Genomic DNA, 20168 nt, shown 5'->3' with positions numbered 1-20168 from the left:
GCACGCGCATAGGTGAAGTCGCTATGCTCGCGGCGAACATCAAAGTAGTTTGATTACATGAATCACTTGGTTATCAGGACTTTCGCCAGCGCCAGCGGCGCACTGCTGAGCTTCCACCGCCGCACGGCCACCCAGCCGGCCATCATCAAATTTGGCAACACCTCGGCCGAGGTCAACCCGGCTGACCTGCCGGCCAGCTCAGCGCTGCAAGCCGCCTACCCCGCGGGCGCCATCAACCCATCGAGTGACGCGGCCGGCCACGCCCGCGTCACCGTTCCCGCGCAATCCTTGTGCGTCTACACGCATCCGCGTTGAAGCCATGTCCAAGCAACTTCTTTCTTCCCTTGCGCTGGCTGCAGCGTGCGCGGCCCACGCCCAGATCGACACGCGCGCCGTGCCGGCCCAGCCGCGCGCCAGTGGCCTGCCCGCCCACTGGCAGCACGGCGTCTTCATGGAAATCTTCGTGCGCGGTTATCGGGACAGCGATGGCGACGGCGTCGGCGACCTGCGTGGCCTGACAAGCCGGCTCGACTACCTGAAGACGCTCGGCATCAGCGGTATCTGGCTGATGCCCATCACCGCCAGCTCCGACCACGACCACGGCTATGCGACGACCGACTTCCGCGCCATCGAGCCGCAGTACGGCACGCTGGCGGACTTCGACGAGCTGATCCGCGAGGCGCACAAGCGCGGCATCGGCATCGTCATGGACTACGTCATCAACCATGCGTCGTACCAGTTCCCGCCCTTCCAGCAAGCCGTGGCCGACCGCGCCAGCCCCTGGCGCAGCTGGTTCGTCTGGAACACCGACCCCGGCCCGGGTTGGGACATCTGGGGCAAGTACCCCTGGTACGACGCCGCCAAGCAGCCCTGGACCTGGACCGGCTTGTTGAAGGACATGCCGCCCATCACACCGGGCTCGCCGGACATCTTCTTCGGCACCTTCGGGCCTCACATGCCCGACTTCAACATGCGCAACCCAGCCGTGGTGCAGTACCACGAGGACTCCATGCGCTTCTGGCTCAACCGCGGCCTGGACGGCTACCGGCTGGACGCTGTGCCCCACCTGATCGAGAACAACGCCCAGGACTGGAACGACCAGCCCGAAAGCCGCGCGCTGACCAAGCGCTTCCAGGACCTGATCAAGAGCTACCCGAGCCGCTATGTCGTCTGCGAGGCGACGGCCGAACCCATCGCTTACGGCGATCCCGGCCTGTGCGGTGGCGCCTTCGCGTTCAACCAGAACTACGAGATCGTCAAAGCGGCCAAGGGCGACGCGGCCGCCCTGCAGAAGGTGGCCGACTACTACCGCACGATGGCGCCGACGATGGCGACCTTCCTGCACAACCACGACATCTTCACCGGCCAGCGCCTGTGGGACCAGCTCCGCGGCGACGAGGCGCGCTACCGGCTGGCGGCGGCCAGCTATCTGCTGCTGCCGGGCACGCCCTTCGTCTACTACGGCGAAGAGATCGGCCAGGCCGGCATCGACGGCAGGGGCGCCGAAGACGATGCACCGCTGCGCTCGCCGATGAGCTGGACGCCTGCTGGCGGGTTCTCAACGAACACACAGCCCTTCCGCCCGCTTTCGCTGAACCGCAGCCTGCATAACGCCGAAAACCAGCAGCGCGATGCCGGCTCGCTGTTCAACTTCTACCGCGAGCTGATCGCCCTGCGCCGCGCATCCCCGGCGCTGACGCTGGGCCGCTACGAAGCCGACAAGGTCGAAGGCCCGGTCTGGAGCTTCCAGCGCGTGCACGGCAAGCAGCGCAGCCTGGTTGCCATCAACTACGGCGACCAGCCGGCGTCCATCACCGTGGCCGGCGCGCGCGCCGCGACGGCCTATCCGCGCGGTGCCGCCACACCGAAGGCCGATGCCCAAGGGCAACTCCGCATCACGCTGCCGGCGCTGTCGGTACGCGTCTACACCCTGAACTGACGATGAACCGACGCCTGACCCGCGGCCTGCTGGCTGCGCTGCTGATCTCGACCACCTCTGCGTGGGCCGCCACCGCCATCGACCGCATCGAGCCGCCGCACTGGTGGGCCGGCATGCGCGAGAGCCGGCTCGATTTGATGGTGCATGCACCCGGCATTGCCAAGGCGGGCGCCAGCCTGCGCAACGCGCTGCCCGGCGTGCGCCTCAAGGGTAGCCAACGGCTGGACAGCGACAACTACCTGTTCGTCGAACTCGACATCGCCGCCACCGCAAAGCCCGGCACGCTGAACCTCGACTTCATCGGCAGCGACGGCAAGGTCGTCGCCAGCCATGCCTACACGCTGCGCGCCCGCGCACCAGGTTCGGCACAGCGCCAGGGCTTCGACAGTCGGGACGCCATCTACCTGGTCGTGCCCGACCGCTTCGCCAACGGCGACCCCGGCAACGACAACGCCGGCGGCCTGGGCGACCCGGTGGACCGGGCCCATGTCGACGGCCGCCACGGCGGCGACATCAAGGGCATCGCCGACAAGCTGGACTACATCGCCGGCCTCGGGTTCACGCAGCTCTGGCCGACGCCGCTCGTCGAGAACAAGCAACCCAGCTATTCGTACCACGGCTACTCGCCGACCGACCTCTACAAGATCGACCCGCGTTTCGGCAGCAACGACGACTACCGCGCGTTGGTCGCCCAGGCGCGCGCCAAGGGCATCGGCGTCATCCACGACATCGTGCCCAACCACATCGGCTCGGGCCACTGGTGGATGGCGGACCTGCCCTCGCGCGACTGGGTCAACCAGCATGCGCAGTACACCGAAACCAACCACCGCCACGTGACGCAACTCGACCCCTACACGGCGCCGAGCGACCGCGAACGCTTCGCGGGCGGCTGGTTCGTGCCGACGATGCCGGACCTGAACCAGCGCAATCCGCGCATGGCGCGCTACCTGATCCAGAACGCGATCTGGTGGGTCGAGGACGCCGGCCTGTCGGGCTTGCGCGTGGACACCTACCCGTACTCGGACAAGGCCTTCCTGTCGCGCTGGTCGGCGGCGGTGATGCGCGAGTACCCGCGGCTGACGCTGGTCGGCGAGGAGATGAGCAACAACCCGCTGATGGTGGCCTACTGGCTGGCCGGCCACCCGAAGCACGACGGCTATGTGTCGCACATGCCCAGCATGATGGACTTCCCGCTGCACTACTGGCTGCGCGACGCGCTGGTCGAGCCCGAAGGCAAGGGCTATGGCACCGGCTGGGGCAAGATCTACGACGCGATGACCAACGACGCGCTCTACCCCGAGCCGACCCGCATGGTGCTGTTCGAGGGCAACCACGACACCAACCGCATCTACTCCGCGCTGGGGGAGGACGCCGCGCTGAACCGCATGGCCGTCACCTTCATCGCGACGACGGCACGCACGCCGCAGTTCTTCTACGGCAGCGAGATCCTGATGAAGAGCCCCATCGAGCGGGCCGACGGCGCCACCCGCGCCGACTTCCCCGGCGGCTGGGCCGGCGATGCAGTCGACGCCGTCTCGGGCCGCGGCCTGACCGATGCGCAGCGCGACGCCCAGGCCTATCTGCGCAAGCTGCTGACCTGGCGCAAGAGTTCACCCGCGATCCACAGCGGCAAGCTCATGCACTACAACCCGCTGGACGGCGTGTACGTCTATTTCCGCTACACGGCCACGCAGAAGGTCATGGTGGTGATGAACAAGAACACCGCCACCACCACGCTCGACACCGGCCGCTTCAGCGACATGCTGTCGCCGCGCGCCGCTGGCCGCGACGTCATCAGTGGCACGCGTCACGAGCTGGGCCGCGCGCTGGCGCTGCCCGTCCGCTCGGCCCTCGTGCTCGAAGTGACCGAGCCCTGACCCGGCCGCCAAGGAGGCGCCGCATGAAGACCCTGATAACCCTTGCAACTGCCCTGCTGATGAGCCTGCCCGCCCTGGCTGCCGAGCCGCCCCACCGCGTCGAACCGCCGAACTGGTGGGTCGGCATGCGCGACACCTCGCTGCAGCTGATGCTGCACGGCCCCGGCATCGCCGATGCCAAGGCCACGCTGGCGCCCTACCCCGGCGTGACGCTGAAAGGCAGCCACCGTGCGGCCAGCGGCAACTACCTGTTCGTCGACCTCGACATCGGCCCCACCGCCAAGCCTGGAGAACTGGTGTTCGACTTGGCTGGCAAGGCCGTGCGCTACCCGCTGCTGGCGCGCACGCCCGGCTCGGCCGAGCGCCAGGGCTTCGGCCCCAAGGACGCGATCTACCTCGTCGTGCCCGACCGCTTCGCAAAGGCGGGCAGTGGCCAGCAGGCCGGCATGAAGGAAGGCGTCAACCGCGCCGACCACGGCGGCCGCCATGGCGGTGACCTGGCCGGCATGCGCCAGCACCTCGGCTACATCGCGGGCCTGGGTTTCACGCAGGTCTGGCCCACACCGCTGGTCGAGAACAACAGCGCCAAGTACAGCTACCACGGCTATGCGGCGACGGACTTCTACAGGATCGATCCGCGCTTTGGCAGCAATGACGACTTCGGCGCCTTCGTGGCCGAAGCTCGGGCCACGGGCCTGGGCGTCATCCACGACGTCGTGCTCAACCACATCGGCAGCGGCCATTGGTGGATGAAGGATCTGCCGGCGCCGGACTGGGTCAATGTCTGGCCCGAGTACACCGAGACCCATCACGCCCGCATGACGCTGCAGGACCCTTATGCATCGGCCAGCGACCGCAAGCGCTTCACCGACGGCTGGTTCGTGCCCGGCATGCCGGACCTGAACCAGCGCCGGCCTGAACTGGCCACGTACCTGATCCAGAAGACGCTGTGGTGGGTCGAGCGCTTTGGGCTGTCAGGCATCCGCACCGACACCTACTCCTACTCCGACCGCGACTTCCTGAGCCGTTGGTCGGCCCGCGTCATGCAGGAGTACCCGCGGCTGAGCATCGTCGGCGAGGAATGGAGCCCGCATCCGGCCGTCGTCGCCTACTGGCAGCGCGGCAAGCGCAACCACGACAGCTATGTGTCGCACACGCCGAGCATGATGGACTTCCCGCTGCAGAGCCATCTGCTGGCCGCGCTGACCGAGGACGACGGCCCGTTCACGGGGCTGACCCGGCTCTACGAGGGCCTCGCCCATGACTTCGTCTACCCCGACCCGGCCCAACTGGTCCTCTTTGAAGGCAACCACGACACGCCGCGGCTGTTCTCGCTGCTGAAAGACGACGTCGGCCTGACCAAGCTCGCGCTGGCCTACCTCGCCACGACGCGGCGCATCCCGCAGGTCTTCTACGGCAGCGAGATCCTGATGCAAAGCCCCGTCGAGCGCGACGACGGCCGCGTGCGTGCCGACATGCCGGGCGGCTGGGCGGGCGATGCGGTCAACGCGTTCACCGGTGCGGGCCTGAGCGCCGAGCAGCGTGACATGCAGGACTGGGTGCGCCGGCTGTTCACCTGGCGCAAGGGTGCTGGCGTCATCCACGACGGCGCGCTGATGCAGTACGCGCCAATGGAGGGCTGCTATGTGTTCTTCCGCTACGACGCAGGCCGCACGGTCATGGTCGCACTGAACAAGTCGGCCAGGGCAGTGAAACTGCCCATGGCCCGCTTCTCCGAGCGCATCGGCGTAGGTCAGCGCGCTAGCGACGTGTTGAGCGGCAAGGTGCAAACGTTGGGTCACAGCCTGACGGTGCCCGCGCGCAGCCCGTTGATCCTGCAGATTGATCGCTGAACACGGCATCACTTCGAGGGACTTGTACATCTTTGGCGACGGTAGCGGCCATGCTGTCAACGGATGCCGTAGCCCGCAGGTTGGGATGAGCCAAAGCCCAACATCGGCATAGCGCCTTGCGCCAAACGACACGTCACCGCGGTTCATGCCGAACGAGGACTGCTGGCAAGGTCCGACTTCCGCGACGCGTACAGAGGGGCTTATTTCCTATGGCGCCAATAGGCCGGCTTGCGCTTGAAGGGCGCCACGGCCAAGATGACCAACGAGTCGGCCATTTCGCGGTACACGACCGAATGCGGAAAGTCCTTGGGAAGGACTCTTCGAGTGCCATGCCGATACGGACTGCCGATGCCCGGCATGGACACCGCGAGGCTGACAGCCGCCTCGACCTGGACCGCGAACCTTTCACCCAAGCCGGCACTGCGCTCCTCGTAGAAGACAGCTTGCTCTTGAAGCTCCGCCAGTGCTTCAGGGTGAAAGACTGCCGGTTTCACCGACCGAGTGCGCGTCTGACCTGGGCAAATGCCTTGTCGGCAGGAACAAGTTGAACGGTACCGCTTTCGACCTCATCGATTCGACGACGAAGCTCTTCATCCCACGCCGCCTCGACTTCGGTATCCCGAGGATCGAGACTGGCCAGCAGTTCTTCGGCGAGGCGCGCACGCTGTTCCGGAGGAAGCGCGTGCGCCTGGGCAGACAGTTCGGCAACGAGGTCAGACATTCGGCGCTCCAGAAGCCACTGGCAGCAGTCTACGCTGGCAGCTTCAACAGCTCGAACGAGCCGCGCCCCGACGCGGCGGTGATCAGCCCCAGCACCCGCGCCGGCTCGGCACCCAGCATGCCCCAATGGAAGCGCCAGCCCCAGTTGCCGCCCAGCACGCCGGGCACGTTCATGCGGTGGGCGCTGCCCAGGCCGAGCACGTCCTGCAGCGGGTAGACCGCCATGTTGGCCACCGAGTTGGCGCAGGCGCGGATCATGGCCCAGTGCACGTCATGCTCGCTGCACGCCAGATACGAGCCGGCGAACTGGCGCTCGCGAGGGCCGGCCTGGTCCCACCAGCCGCGCACGGTGTCGTTGTCGTGCGTGCCGGTGTAGGCCACCGAGGTCCGCGGCCACATGTGCGGAAGGAACTCGTGGTCGCCCTCGGCACCGAAGGCGAATTGCAGGATCTTCATGCCGGGGAAGCCGCAGCCGTCGCGCAGTTCATGCACGTCGTCGGTGATGAAGCCCAGGTCCTCAGCCACGATGGGCAGCGGGCCCAGGGCCTTCTTGATGGCATCGAACAGCGCCATGCCGGGGCCGGTCAGCCACTGGCCCTGCTTGGCATCGGGGCTGCTGGCGGGGATCTCGTAGTAGCCGGCAAAACCACGGAAGTGGTCGATGCGGAAGACGTCGGCCTGGCTCAGCGCGCGCTGGATGCGTGCCGTCCACCAGGCGTAGTCTTCCTCGGCCATCTTGTCCCAGCGGTAGAGCGGGTTGCCCCAGCGCTGGCCGAGCGGGCCCAGGTCATCGGGCGGCACGCCGGCAACGACCGTGGTCTGAAAGTTCTCATCCAACTCGTACAGGTCGGGGCGCGACCAGCAATCGGCGCTATCGTGGGCGACGAAGATGGGCAGGTCACCCATGATGTTCACGCCGCGCTCGTTGGCATAGGCCTTCAGCGCCTGGATCTGCACATCGAACTGCCATTGCACGAACTGCCAGAAGGCGATCTCGTCAGCGTATTCCTTGCGCGCCGTGGCCATCGCGGCGGGGTCGCGCTTCTTCAGACCGTCGCTCCACTCCCACCACGGCTGGCCGTTCAACGGCGAGCGGATGGCCATGAAGAGCACGTAGTCGTCCAGCCAGCTCTGCGCTTCCAGGCACCACTTGGCGAAAGCAATGCGGTCCGCGTCCGCCGCATCCGCGAAGAAGCCCTTTGCTGCGGCACGTAGCTGCTGCTCGCGCCAGGGCGTGACGGCGCCGTAGTTGATCAGCTCGCCGCTGAAGGCCGGCACGTCCGGCTGCTTCAGCCAGCCTTTCGCGATCAGCGGCTCCAGTGCCACCATCCACTGGCTGCCGGCAAAGGCCGACACGCCTTGATAGGGGCTGTCGCCGGGGCCGATGGGCGTCGTCGGCAGCAGCTGCCAGATGCTCTGGCCGGCGGACTGCAGCCAGTCGACGAAGCGGTAGGCATCGGGGCCGAAGTCGCCCATGCCATGCGGGCCGGGCAGCGAGGTGATGTGCAGCAGCACACCGGAGGAGCGTTGGTCGAGATTCATTGATGTCTCAAGACAAGAAGAGATCGGGCTGGCACGTGGAGTGGCTGGCCGGGAAGAACGAGGGGCGCGGCCGATTCGCCGCTGCTGTCGAGCACCAGCTGCCACGGCCCGTTGCAGAGCAGGAAGGGCAAGGGCGCCGGGTCGGGGTTGAAGACGATCATCAGCCGCGGCGCAGCGGCATCGGCTTCACGAAGCTGGGCCCCGAACGCGCGCTGGCCGGCGTCGTGCCAGTCGTGCGGGCTCATCTCGTGGCCGCTCGGCGCATACCAGGCGATGCTCGCTTCACCGGGGCCGGCGGCGAACCAGCGCGGGTGGCGCAGCAGCGGCTCGACCGCGCGCAAGGCCAGCAATTCGGCCACCAGCTCCGTCATGCGGCCGTCCGCACTGTCCCAGTTCAGCCAGGTCGTCGGGTTGTCCTGGCAATAGGCGTTGTTGTTGCCGCCCTGGCTGTTGGCGATCTCATCGCCGGCGCACAGCATCGGCGTGCCCTGGGCCAGCAGCAGCGTCGCGAGCAATGCGCGGCGCACGCGCTCGCGCGTGGCGTTGATGGCCGCGTCGTCGGTTGGACCCTCGACACCGAAGTTGGCGGCCAACTCGCCATCGCGGCCGTCGCGGTTGTCTTCACCGTTGGCGTGGTTGTGTTTGGTGCTGTAGCTGGTCAGGTCGGCCAGGGTGAAGCCGTCGTGCACGGCGACGAAGTTGACCGAGGCGGTCGGCAGGCGCTGGCCGTGGTGGAAGACGTCGCTGGACGCCATGAAGCGCCGCGCGAACTCGCCGCGACCCGTGCCCACGCCCAACCAGTAGCCGCGTACGGCGTCGCGGAACTTGTCGTTCCATTCCAGGAAGCGGCCCGGAAAGCGGCCGACCTGGTAGCCGTCATAGGCGGCGTCCCACGGCTCGGCGATCAGATGGACGCCGGCCAGCACAGGGTCCTGGCGCAGCGCGGTGAAGAAGGCGGCGTTGGTCTCGAAGCCGTGCGCACCACGACCCAGCACCGGTGCGAGGTCGAAGCGGAAGCCGTCGACGCCCATCTCGGCCACCCAATAGCGCAGCGAATCCAGTACGAACTGCGTCACGCGCGGGTGGGCGCAGTTGACGGTGTTGCCGCAGCCGGTGAGGTTCTCGTTGCGGGTCTTGTCGTCGGGCACCAGCCGATACCACGTGGTGTTGTCCAGGCCGCGAAAGCTCAGCGTCGGGCCGAACTCGTTGCCCTCGGGCGTGTGGTTGTAGACGACGTCCAGCACCACCTCCAGGCCGGCGGCATGCAGGGCCTCGACCATCTGGCGGAACTCGGCCGTCACGGCGGTCGGGTCTTGCCGGTGGGCCGCATTCGCCCAGCGCGGGTCCGGGCAGAAAAAGCCCAGCGTGTTGTAGCCCCAGTAGTTGTGCAGGCCGCGCTCGGCGAGGTGGGGCTCGTCGATGCAGTACTGCACCGGCAGCAGCGACAGCGTCGTCACCCCCAGGCGCTTGAAATGAGCCACGGCGGCCGGGTGCGCCAAGCCGGCATAGGTGCCGCGCAGGTCCTCGGGCACGCCGGGCAGCAGCTTGGAGAAGCCCTTGACGTGGACCTCATACAGCACGACGTCGGCCGGCGCGCGGCGCGGCTGGTGGGCGCGCGCGTGTACTACCGGCGGCGGTGCCACGCGCGCCTTCAACGCCTGCGTGGCGTTGTCGCGCGTGTCCAGCGAGCGCGGGCCGTCCGGGTGGCCCAGCTCATAGCCATGGTGCTCGGCGCGCCAGCCGAAGTGACCGACGATCTCGCGCGCCCAGGGGTCCAGCAGCAGCTTGTGCGGGTTGAAGCGGTGCCCCTGCTCGGGCACATAGGGACCATGCGCGCGCAGGCCGTAGACCAGGCCGGGGCCGACGCCGGGCAGGAAGCCGTGGAAGACGCCGTCATGCGGGCCGTCCAGCGTGTAGCGGCGCAGCTCGCGCTGGCCTTCGCCGTCGAAGACGCAGAGCTCGATGCGCGTCGCGTGCTCGCTCATGACGGCAAAGTTCACGCCGCCGTCTCGGGCGAAAGAACCCAGGGGCTCGTGCCAGCCGGGTTCGATGTCGGGAAGATGGGCCATGTCAGAACGCCGACGCGGGAAACCGGAAGGGCCGCGGGCTGCGGGCGGGCGCGTCCACTTCGTGTCCCCCGGCCGCTGCGCGGCCTCCTCCTTTACCTTCGTGTCCGCCCCCACCCACATCCCGCGGCAAGCTGCTGCGGGTCATCGCGACCAAGCAGGGTGGTGGGGTGCCCCCAAAGCGCAAGTAAAGGAGGAGGCCGCGTAGCGGGCGGGGGACATGGAGCTTTGGGGGTACCCCGCCGCCCTGCGCTCCCCACGCAACCCCAGCCAAAGCATGCAAAGGCTTCATCTCAAATCGGCACGAAGAACAAGGTCGCCAGCGGCGGCAGATTGATCGTGATCGACAGCCGCTTGCCGTGCGCCGGCTGCGCCTGCACTGGCAGCCCAGCGGCTGCGACGCCATTGCCCATGTTGCTGCCGCCGTAGTAGGCGGAATCGGTGTTCAGCGCCTCGCGCCAGGCGGTCACGCCGTCCGGCACGCCGAGCGAGTAGCCCTCGCGTGGCACCGGCGTCATGTTGACGACGACGATGACCATGCGGCCCGTGCCGTCGCGGCGCACCCAGGCGTAGATGGAGTGCTCGGCGTCGTGGGCGCTGATCCACTCGAAGCCGCCGGCCTCGCAGTCCAGCCGGTGCAGTGCGGAGTGGTCGCGGTAGAGCTTGTTGAGGTCGCGAACGAGGCGCTGCACGCCGGCGTGGCGGTCGTCCTCCAGCAGCGCCCAGGGCAGCGGCTCGGCGTGGTTCCACTCGTTGCGCTGAGCGAACTCCTGGCCCATGAAGAGCAGCTTCTTGCCCGGGTGGCCCCACATGAAGCCGTAGTAGGCGCGCAGGTTGGCGAACTTCTGCCAGTCGTCGCCCGGCATCTTGCTGAGCATTGAGCCCTTGCCGTGCACGACCTCGTCATGCGAGATGGGCAGCACGAAGTTTTCGCTGAACGCATAGATCAGGCCGAAGGTCATCTTGTCGTGATGCCAGCGGCGGTTGATCGGGTCCTCGGCCATGTAGCGCAAGGTGTCGTTCATCCAGCCCATGTTCCACTTGTAGTGAAAGCCCAGGCCGCCCGCATAGGTGGGCGCCGAGACGCCGGGAAAGCTGGTGCTTTCCTCGGCCACGCTGATGGCGCCTTCGACTTCGCCGACATGCTCGTTCATCTCGCGCAGCATGGAAATGGCCTCGAGGTTCTCCCGGCCGCCGCGAGCGTTCGGAATCCATTCGCCCGCCGGCCGCGAGTAGTCGCGGTAGAGCATGCTGGCCACGGCGTCCACGCGCAGGCCGTCGACGCCCCAGCGCTCGATCCAGTACAGCGCGCTGCCGACCAGGAACTGGCGCACCTCGGTGCGGCCGAAGTTGTAGATCAGCGTGTTCCAGTCGCGGTGGAAGCCTTCCTTGGGGTCCGCATACTCGTAGATGCGCGTGCCGTCGAACTCGGCCATGCCGTGGGGGTCGGTCGGGAAGTGGGCCGGCACCCAGTCCAGCAGCAGGCCCAGGCCCTGGTCGTGGCAGGCCTTGACGAAACGCGCAAAACCCTCCGGCGGGCCAAAGCGGGCGCTGGGCGCGTAAAGGCCCAGCGTCTGGTAGCCCCAGGAACCATCGAAGGGGTATTCGGTGATGGGCATCAGCTGCAGATGCGTGAAGCCCATGTCGGCGACATAGGCCGGCAGCTGCTCGGCAAGCTCATCCCACGTGGGGAATTCGCCCGCACCGCGGCGCCACGAGGCCGCATGCACCTCGTAGACGCTGATGGGCGACTCGCGCCGGTTGGCGCGCTCGCGCTGGCGCGGCAGCGGCGTGACCTCAGGCAGGGCCGCGACGATGCTGGCCGTGTCGGGCCGCAGCTGGGCGCGGCGCGCATAGGGGTCGGCCTTCAGCGGCAGCAGCGTGCCCCCGCCGGAGACGATCTCGAACTTGTAGAGGTCGCCCAGGGTGGCGTGGGGAACGAAGATCTCCCACACGCCCGCCGTGTGCCGCAGCCGCATCGGGTGGCGGCGGCCGTCCCAGTTGTTGAAGTTGCCGACGACGCTGACACGCCTGGCATTCGGCGCCCAGGTCGCGAAGCGCACACCGCTGACGTCGCCGTACTGCACGACATGCGCACCCAGGCTCAGGTAGGGCCGGGTGTTGCGGCCCTCGGCCAGCGCCTGCAGTTCCGCGTCGCTGAGCTGCGGGTAGAAGTTGTAGGGGTCGGCGTAAATGCCCTCTGCAGCGCCCTCCCCGCCCCCGGTCCAGCGCACCGCCAGCCGGTAGTCGAAGCGGTGCTTGCGCCGCGGCACCTGCGCTTCCCACAGGCTGTCGCGGCGGCGCTCCAGCTCGACGATGCGCTTGTGGTTGCCGGCATCCAGCAGCGCGACCGAGTCGGCACCCGGCAGCAGCACGCGCACCCAGAGCCGGCCGTTGTCGTCCGCATGCAGGCCCAGCCGAGCAAAGGGGTCGGCGTGGCGGCCTGCCAGCAAGGCATCAACGTCGGCGTCGTTCAGCATCAGTTCAACTATTCAGACTCTTCACGGACCAGACCCGGTCCACGTACTCGGCGATCGTGCGATCGGACGAGAACGGGCCCATGCCGGCGATGTTTCTCAAGGCGCGTTCCGCCCAGGCGGCGCGGTCGGCGAACAGCGTGTCGACCTTGGCCTGCGTCGCGACGTAGTCGGCGAAATCGGCCATCAGCAGGTAGACGTCGCGGTGCAGCAGGCTGTCCACCAATGCGCGGTAGCGCTCGGTGTCGCCATTGCTGAAGACGCCCGCCGCGATGGCATCGATGACGCGCTTGAGCTGGCGATTCTCTTCGACATACAGGCGCGGGTCGTAGCCCAGCTGCTTGATCTTGGCGACGGCATCGGCGCGCAGGCCGAACACGAACACGTTCTCCACGCCCATGGCCTCGGCCATCTCGATGTTGGCGCCGTCCCAGGTGCCGATGGTCACGGCGCCGTTCATGCCGAACTTCATGTTGCCGGTGCCCGAGGCCTCGGTGCCGGCCGTCGAGATTTGCTCGGACAAATCGGCCGCCGGGATGATGCTTTCGGCCAGCGTGACGCTGTAGTTGGGCAGGAAGACGAGCTTGAGCTTGTCGCCCACGCGAGGGTCGCTGTTGATGACGCGCGCCACGTCATGCGCCAGGCGCACGATGCTCTTGGCCGTCTGGTAGGCCGAGGCCGCCTTGCCGGCGATGACGACGGTGCGCGGCACCCAGTTGGCGTCGGGGTTGTCGCGGATGGCCTGGTAGCGGCTGATGACGTGCAGGATGTTCAGCAGCTGGCGCTTGTACTCGTGGATGCGCTTGATCTGGATGTCGAACAGGCTGTCGACATTGACCGCGATGCCCAGCTCCCGGCGGATGACGGCCGCCAGGCGCTCCTTGTTGGCGCGCTTGACGGCCAGGAACTCGTCGCCCAGTTCCTTGTTGGCGGCCAGTGGCGCCAGCTCTCCCAGCTCGGCCAGGTTCTTGCGCCAGCCTTCGCCGATGCGGCTGTCCAGCAGCCCCGACAGCAGCGGGTTGGCCTGCTCCAGCCAGCGCCGCGGCGTGACGCCATTGGTGACGTTGTGGAAGCGGTCGGGCCAGAGGCGGGCGTAGTCGGCAAAGATGGTCTGCACCATCAACTCGGAGTGCAGCGCGGCGACGCCGTTGACGCGGTGCGAGGCCACCAGCGCCAGCGCCGCCATGCGCACGCGGCGCTCGCTGCCGTGGCTGCCTTCATCGATGAGGGACACGCGCGCGGCGAAGGCGTGGTCGCCGGGGAAGCGCGACTGCACTTCTTCCAGGAAGCGGTGGTTGATCTCGTAGATGATTTCGAGGTGACGCGGCAGCAGGTGCTCGAACATGCGCACGGCCCAGGTCTCCAGCGCCTCCGGCATCAGCGTGTGGTTGGTGTAGGCCACGGCCTGGCGCGTGATCTTCCAGGCCTCGTCCCAGCCCAGGCCATGCTCGTCCAGCAGCAGGCGCATCAGCTCGGCGGGCGCCAGCGCGGGATGCGTGTCATTGAGGTGGATGGCGTTGGTCTTGCCGAGGTTGTGCAGCGAGCCGAACTCGCGCAGATGGCGGGCGATCAGGTCCTGCAGCGAGGCGCTGACGAGGAAGGCCTCCTGCTTCAGGCGCAGCTCGCGGCCGGCTTCGGTGGAGTCGTCGGGGTAGAGCACCCAGTTCAGCGCGTCGGCCAGCACCTGGTGGCGAGCGGCGCGGGCGTAGTCGCCCTCGCAGAAGGGCTTGAAGGCGATGGGCGCGGCCGTGGCCTGCCACTGGCGCAGCGTGGAGACGCGGTCGCTGTGGTGGGCGGGCACGATGAAGTCGAAGGCCTGGGCCTCGATGCTGTCGGCCGGCTGCCAGCGGCGCACGCCGGAGGCATCGGCCTCCACGCGGCCGCCAAAGCCGACGTTGAAGCGCAGGTCCTGGCGCGGCAGCTCCCAGGCGGGCGAGTCGCGCGTCCAGTCATCGGGCTGCTCCAGCTGGCGTCCCTGGCTGATGACCTGGGCGAAGGTGCCGTAGCGGTAGCGCAGCCCGTAGCCAAAGGACGGCAGCTCCAGCTCGGCGAAGGAGTCCAGGAAGCAGGCGGCCAGGCGACCCAGGCCGCCGTTGCCCAAAGCGGCGTCGGGCTCGCGCTCCAGCACGTCACCCAAAGTCAGGCCCTGCTCGGCCAGCTTGGCCTCCAGCGGGTCGACCAGCTTCAAGGCCGCGAGCGCATTGGACAGCGCGCGACCCATCAGGAACTCCATCGACAGGTAGTGCACCCGGCGCACCGGCGCCTTGTCGCCGCGCTGGGCGTCCTGCGCCTGCGTGGTGGCCCAGCGGCGTGCCAGCGTCTCGCGGCAGGCGATGGCGGCGGCATGCAGCGCGGCCTGCGGCGTGGCGCCATGGCTGGATTGGGACAGCTCGCGCTCGTACGCGACCTCGAAGGCCTCGCGCAAGGCCTTGGCTTCGGCGGAGAGGGCAGTGGTGGGCTTCTTCATCGCGGTGGAGGCCTTGGCGGCAGGCTTGCGTTGAACGGGAAGACGGGTTGGGGTGTTCATCAGTGCCGGCCCCCTGCGACGGGGGCAAGAATGCTACTCGAAGGTCAGCGTTGGACTAAGTATCGGGCAGCTCCGACCTGTTGTGTAGTTTGACTACATCGGGGAAACCCGTATCGTTTTGCAAACCATTGATTTTCAAGGCTTTCCTGAAGAATCAGTCGGGTAGTTGCTGTTGTTCCTGGCGAATGTCAGCTGTATATTGTCTACAAAGGCGGCCAAACAACAGAAATTTAGCCGTCTCATGATGAGACAAGCCGGCGTAGTTCCGCAAGGGGACGCCCGGCGACTGAAAGGTTAGAAGTGGCAGACGTTCGACTGACCGGTGTGGAGAAGGCCTACGGCGATATCCGCATCCTTCATGGCATCGACCTGGAGATCCGGGACGGCGAGTTCATGGTCTTCGTCGGCCCCTCGGGCTGCGGCAAGTCCACGCTGCTGCGCACCATCGCCGGTCTGGAAGAGATCACCGGCGGCGAATTGACCATCGGCGGGCGCGTCGTCAACGAAGTGCCGCCGAGCGAGCGCGGCATCGCGATGGTGTTTCAGTCGTATGCGCTCTACCCGCACATGAACCTGTTCGACAACATGGCCTTTGGGTTGAAGCTGGCCAAGGTGCCGAAGGCGGAGATCGAGACCGCCGTGCGCAACGCCGCCAAGATCCTGCACATCGAACACCTGCTGGACCGCAAGCCCAAAGACCTGTCCGGCGGCCAGCGCCAGCGCGTGGCCATCGGCCGCGCCATCGTTCGAAAGCCCGAGGTTTTCCTGTTCGACGAGCCGCTGTCCAATTTGGACGCGGCCTTGCGCGTGCGCATGCGCTACGAGTTCGCCAAGCTGCACGAAGACCTCAAGACCACGATGATCTACGTGACCCACGACCAGGTGGAGGCCATGACGCTGGCCGACCGCATCGTCGTGCTGTCGGCCGGCAAGATCGAACAGGTCGGCTCGCCGCTGGAGCTGTACGAACACCCGCGCAACCTCTTCGTGGCGGGCTTCATCGGCAGCCCCAAGATGAACTTCATCGAGGCGGAGCTGTCCGCGATCGAGACGGGTCATGTCGAGGTGAAGCTGGCTGACACCGGCGTCGTGCTGCGCGCGCTGGTGGATGGCAGTGCCTCCAAAGTGGGCGACAAGGTCACGCTGGGCGTGCGGCCCGAGCACATCCGCCAGGGCGGCAGCCAGAGCAACCTGCTGCAAAGCACCGTCGCCTTCGTCGAGTCGCTCGGTGGCATCACCTTCGCCTACTGCCCCTACCCCGGCCTTGAAGAACCTTTGACCTGCCAGTTCGAAGGCCGCAACGGCTGCGACCGCCTGCGCGCGGGCCAGGCGCTGGACCTGCACCTGCCGGCCGAGGCGCTGTATGTGTTCGACGCCAACGGCCTCGCCCTGCGCCGCCTGGCCGCACCGGAGCTGGCGGCATGAAGTGGCTGCCCCTGGTGGCCGCGCTGATGGCAGCGCCTGCGCTGGCTGCATCGCCCAAGCTGCTCGTCTGGATCAATGGCGACAAGGCCTACAACGGCCTGCAGAAGGTCGGCGACGCCTTCGAGAAGGCCTCGGGCGTCAAGGTCGTCGTCGAGCACCCGGTTGACGCCACCGACAAGTTCCAGCAGGCCGCCGGTGCCGGCAAGGGCCCGGACATCTTCTGCTGGCCGCATGACCGCATCGGCGAATGGGCCAAGGCCGGCCTGCTGACGCCGCTGCGCCCTTCGGCCAAGCTGAAGGCCGAGTCCGAGGACCAGGCCTGGACGGCGCTGAGCTACCGCGGCCGCATCTGGGGTTACCCGATAGCCATCGAGACGACAGGGCTGATCTACAACAAGGCCCTGGTGCCGAAGCCGCCCGAGACCTGGGACGAGGTCATCGCCATCGACAAGGAGCTCAAGGCCGACGGCAAGAGCGCCGTGCTGTGGGATTACAACAAGAGCTTCTTCACCTGGCCCATGCTGGCCGGTGCAGGCGGCAAGATCTTCGAACGTGACGCGCAGGGCGATTTCGACTCGACCCAGGTCAAGGTCAACAACGAAGGCGCACTGGCCGGCGCGCTGATGATCGAACGCCTCATCAAGGGCGGGCACATGCCCAAGGGCGCGCGCTACTCCGAGATGGAATCCGCCTTTGCCCGGGGCGAGGTGGCCATGATGATCTCCGGCCCCTGGGCCTGGGACAACGCCCGGAGCGCCAAGATCGACATCGGCGTCGCCCCCATCCCGGCGGTCGTCGCCGGCAAGCCGAGCAAGAGCTTTGTCGGCGTGCTCGGTTGCATGATCTCAGCGCCGTCGAAGAACAAGGACATCGCCAAGGAGTTCATCGAGAACCACCTGATGCGCCCCGAGGCGCTGAAGGTGCTGGACGCCGACGTGCCCATCGGCGTGCCGGCTAACAAGGCCTTCTATGCCGAGCTGTCGGTCAACCCGCTGATCGCGGCCAGTATGACCAATGCGCGCAACGGCGCACCCATTCCCAACATCCCCGAGGTCGGCCGCTTCTGGACCGCGATGGACGCGGCGCTGGAAGCCATCACCAACGGACTGCAATCACCGAAGGACGCGCTTGACGGCGCCGCCGCACGGATGCTGCTGAACAAATGACTGCCTTGTCCTCATCCCTCGGCCAAGGCGCCTACACGACGCTGCCGCCCTCGCCGACCGAGAAGCTGGCCAGGTGGCTGCACTGGCCGCTCGCCATTGCCGGCATGCTCGGCGCGCTGTATCTCGTCTTCCTGATCTACACGACCGGCCAGGCCACCTGGGCCGCGGGCGTGCTGCTGCTGTTCACGGCGGGCTTCTATGTCTATCTGAGCCGCGGCGGCTTTGCCTGGCGCTACCTCTTCCCCGGCGTGGCCGGCATGCTGGTCTTCATCGCCTTTCCGCTCGTCTATACGGCGCAGATCGGCCTGACGAACTATTCCAGCATCCACCTGCTCAGCGAGAGCCGCGTGCGCGAGTACCTGCTGGAACAGCGGGACGCGGTGGAAGAGCGCGTGCTGGCCTACAGCCTGCATGCCAGCGGCGCCGAGTACCGACTGGTGCTGAAAACCGAAGGCGAAGCCCATCCGCAGTGGGTGTCGCCACCGCTGGCACTGCGCGCCGGCAAGCCTTTGCGCGTGGACATCGTGGCAGCGGACGCTGCGAGCACACCGCCAGATGCCGCCCTGCCCTTGCCCGAGCTGATCCAGCACCGCGACGCGCTGGCCAAGCTCGTGCTCGTGGCGCCCGACAAGACCGAGCTGCACTACCTCGGCCTGCGCGAGTTCGGTCCCGTCAAGCCGCAGTGGACAGCGAATGCCGACGACAGCCTGACCCGCAACGCCGACGGCGCCGTCTTCCAGCCCAACCGCGAGACCGGCTTCTTCGAATCCGCGTCCGGCGAAGTGCTGCAGCCCGGCTTCAAGGCCTTCATCGGCATGGCGAACTACACGCGCATGCTGTTCGACGCCGAGTTCCGCGGGCCCTTCCTGTCCATCTTCACGTGGACCGTGGTGTTCTCGGCACTGACCGTCGCCTTCGCCACCGCCATCGGCATGCTGTTCGCCGTGCTGCTGAACTGGGAGGGCATGAAGTACCGCACCACCTACCGCACGCTGCTGTTCCTGCCGTATGCGGTGCCGGGTTTCATCTCCATCCTCGTCTTCAAGGGCCTGTTCAACCAGAACTTCGGCGAGATCAACGCCATCCTGGACGCGCTGTTCGGCGTCAAGCCGGCGTGGTTCGCGGACCCCTATCTCGCCAAGACGATGCTGCTCATCGTCAATGTGTGGCTGGGCTACCCCTACATCATGATCCTGTGCTCAGGGCTGCTGAAGGCAATTCCGGCGGACCTGTACGAGGCCTCGGCCCTGGCCGGCGCCAGCCCGTTCACCAACTTCTTCAAGATCACCGCGCCGCTCATCATCAAGCCACTCGCGCCGCTGCTGGTGAGCGCCTTCGCGTTCAACTTCAACAACTTCGTCCTGATCGCCCTGTTGACCGATGGCCGGCCGGACTTCCTGTCCACCAAGCTGCCGGCGGGCCAGACCGACATCCTCGTCAGCTACACCTACCGCATCGCCTTCAAGGACTCGGGCTCGGACTTCGGCCTGGCTGCGGCGATCTCGACGCTGATCTTCTTCCTGGTGGCGGCCTTGTCGCTAGTCAACCTTCGCATGTCCGCCAAGGCGCAGAAATGAAATGCAGGAAATGCAACCACAGAGGCACGGAGACACAGAGAAAAGCCTTCTCTGCATGGCCTCTGTGTCTCTGTGCCGCTGTGGTTAAGTATTCGGAGTTCTGAATGGCCATCGTCCTCGGCAAACAAGCCCGCTGGCGCACCTTCGCCGGTCACGCGGTGATGTGGATCTTCATCGCCATCACCATCTTCCCGCTGCTCGCGGTCGTGTCCATCTCGCTGCGGCCCGGCAACTTCGCCACCGGCAGCCTGATCCCGACCGAGATCAGCCTGGAGCATTGGAAGCTGGCGCTTGGCATCCCGTATCAAGCGCCGGACGGCAGCCTCGTGCAGCCGCCCTTCCCTGTGCTGACCTGGCTGTGGAACTCGATCAAGATCGCCACCATCTCGGCCTTCCTCATCGTCGCCATCTCCACCAGCGCGGCCTATGCGTTTGCGCGCATGAAGTTCCGCTTCGACAAGCCGGTGCTCAACGGCATGCTGCTGCTGCAGATGTTCCCCCCGGTGCTGGCGCTGGTGGCCATCTACGCCATCTTCGAGACCATCGGCACCTATGTGCCGGCCCTCGGCATCGAGACGCATGCCGGCCTGGTGCTGGCCTACCTCGGCGGCATCGCCACGCACGTGTGGACGATCAAGGGCTACTTCGAGACCATCCCCGTCGAGATCGAGGAAAACGCCAAGGTCGACGGCGCGACGCACTGGCAGGCCTTCTCGCGCGTGCTGCTGCCCATGGCCATTCCCATCCTGATGGTGGTCTTCGTGCTGGCCTTCATCGGCACCATCATCGAGTACCCGGTGGCGTCCATCCTGCTGCGTGAAGAGGGCAACCTGACGCTCGCGGTGGGCTCCAAATACTTCCTGCATGACCAGCGTTTCCTATGGGGCGACTTCGCGGCGGCGGCCGTGCTGTCGGGCCTGCCGATCACGCTGGTCTTCCTGCTGGCCCAGCGCTGGATCGTGTCCGGTCTCACCGCGGGCGGCGTGAAAGGCTGATTCC

The 20168-nt window shown here is 67.0% G+C and carries 14 protein-coding genes; 8 read left to right on the top strand and 6 right to left on the bottom strand.

Translation table 11 applies throughout. The features are described from left to right. The first annotated feature begins 57 nt into the window (after positions 1 to 57). From ASC81_RS19320 to ASC81_RS19305, 4 genes are read left to right on the top strand one after another with little or no spacing between them, the layout of a single operon-like run. Positions 58 to 315, top strand: coding sequence for a hypothetical protein (locus ASC81_RS19320; RefSeq protein WP_056270661.1), 258 nt, complete (start codon positions 58 to 60; stop codon positions 313 to 315). A gap of 4 nt (positions 316 to 319) precedes the next feature. Further along, on the top strand, positions 320 to 1939 hold the full coding sequence (locus tag ASC81_RS19315) for an alpha-amylase family glycosyl hydrolase (protein WP_056270658.1): 1620 nt from the start codon (positions 320 to 322) through the stop codon (positions 1937 to 1939). A 2-nt stretch (positions 1940 to 1941) separates the two neighbouring features. Further along, positions 1942 to 3816 (top strand): glycoside hydrolase family 13 protein, encoded by a 1875-nt coding sequence (locus ASC81_RS19310; protein ID WP_056270657.1) that lies wholly within the window; start codon positions 1942 to 1944, stop codon positions 3814 to 3816. Positions 3817 to 3839: 23 nt separating this feature from the next. Beyond that, positions 3840 to 5669, top strand: coding sequence for a glycoside hydrolase family 13 protein (locus ASC81_RS19305; protein WP_056270655.1), 1830 nt, complete (start codon positions 3840 to 3842; stop codon positions 5667 to 5669). Between the two features lie 200 nt (positions 5670 to 5869). On the opposite strand, the gene ASC81_RS19300 is transcribed toward ASC81_RS19305, so the two are convergent. The 6 genes from ASC81_RS19300 to ASC81_RS19280 form a co-directional block, all read right to left on the bottom strand. After that, complete coding sequence (locus ASC81_RS19300; protein ID WP_056270652.1) at positions 5870 to 6163, bottom strand: type II toxin-antitoxin system RelE/ParE family toxin; 294 nt, start codon at positions 6161 to 6163, stop codon at positions 5870 to 5872. After that, positions 6160 to 6390, bottom strand: coding sequence for an addiction module protein (locus ASC81_RS26685; protein WP_082536657.1), 231 nt, complete (start codon positions 6388 to 6390; stop codon positions 6160 to 6162). Before ASC81_RS26685 ends, ASC81_RS19300 begins: the two co-directional genes overlap by 4 nt. 29 nt (positions 6391 to 6419) lie before the next feature. Beyond that, positions 6420 to 7931: a 4-alpha-glucanotransferase gene (gene malQ / locus ASC81_RS19295; protein ID WP_056270648.1), complete on the bottom strand. Its 1512-nt coding sequence runs from the start codon at positions 7929 to 7931 to the stop codon at positions 6420 to 6422. Further along, positions 7928 to 10000: a glycogen debranching protein GlgX gene (gene glgX / locus ASC81_RS19290; RefSeq protein ID WP_056270645.1), complete on the bottom strand. Its 2073-nt coding sequence runs from the start codon at positions 9998 to 10000 to the stop codon at positions 7928 to 7930. Before glgX ends, malQ begins: the two co-directional genes overlap by 4 nt. Positions 10001 to 10290: 290 nt before the next feature. Beyond that, entirely contained in the window at positions 10291 to 12477 is a 2187-nt protein-coding gene (gene glgB / locus ASC81_RS19285; protein ID WP_056270642.1) for a 1,4-alpha-glucan branching protein GlgB, read from the bottom strand. A 4-nt stretch (positions 12478 to 12481) separates the two neighbouring features. After that, positions 12482 to 14941, bottom strand: coding sequence for a glycogen/starch/alpha-glucan phosphorylase (locus ASC81_RS19280; protein WP_056270639.1), 2460 nt, complete (start codon positions 14939 to 14941; stop codon positions 12482 to 12484). Between the two features lie 360 nt (positions 14942 to 15301). Here ASC81_RS19280 and ASC81_RS19275 point away from each other — a divergent pair, with 360 nt between their 5' ends. The 4 genes from ASC81_RS19275 (at position 15302) to malG (ending at position 20164) form a co-directional block, all read left to right on the top strand. Further along, positions 15302 to 16426, top strand: coding sequence for an ABC transporter ATP-binding protein (locus ASC81_RS19275; RefSeq protein WP_056270636.1), 1125 nt, complete (start codon positions 15302 to 15304; stop codon positions 16424 to 16426). Then, positions 16423 to 17592 (top strand): maltose/maltodextrin ABC transporter substrate-binding protein MalE, encoded by a 1170-nt coding sequence (gene malE / locus ASC81_RS19270; protein ID WP_056270634.1) that lies wholly within the window; start codon positions 16423 to 16425, stop codon positions 17590 to 17592. The genes ASC81_RS19275 and malE overlap by 4 nt, the downstream gene beginning before the upstream one ends. A 5-nt stretch (positions 17593 to 17597) precedes the next feature. Beyond that, entirely contained in the window at positions 17598 to 19169 is a 1572-nt protein-coding gene (malF, locus tag ASC81_RS19265) for a maltose ABC transporter permease MalF (protein WP_235533712.1), read from the top strand. A gap of 104 nt (positions 19170 to 19273) precedes the next feature. Beyond that, positions 19274 to 20164 (top strand): maltose ABC transporter permease MalG, encoded by an 891-nt coding sequence (gene malG / locus ASC81_RS19260; protein ID WP_056270632.1) that lies wholly within the window; start codon positions 19274 to 19276, stop codon positions 20162 to 20164. Positions 20165 to 20168 lie beyond the last annotated feature (4 nt).

Origin of the sequence: Pelomonas sp. Root405, assembly GCF_001425165.1 — a bacterium.
In the GTDB taxonomy this organism is placed as follows: domain Bacteria; phylum Pseudomonadota; class Gammaproteobacteria; order Burkholderiales; family Burkholderiaceae_C; genus Pelomonas.
This window is presented reverse-complemented; position numbering and strand designations above follow the sequence as displayed.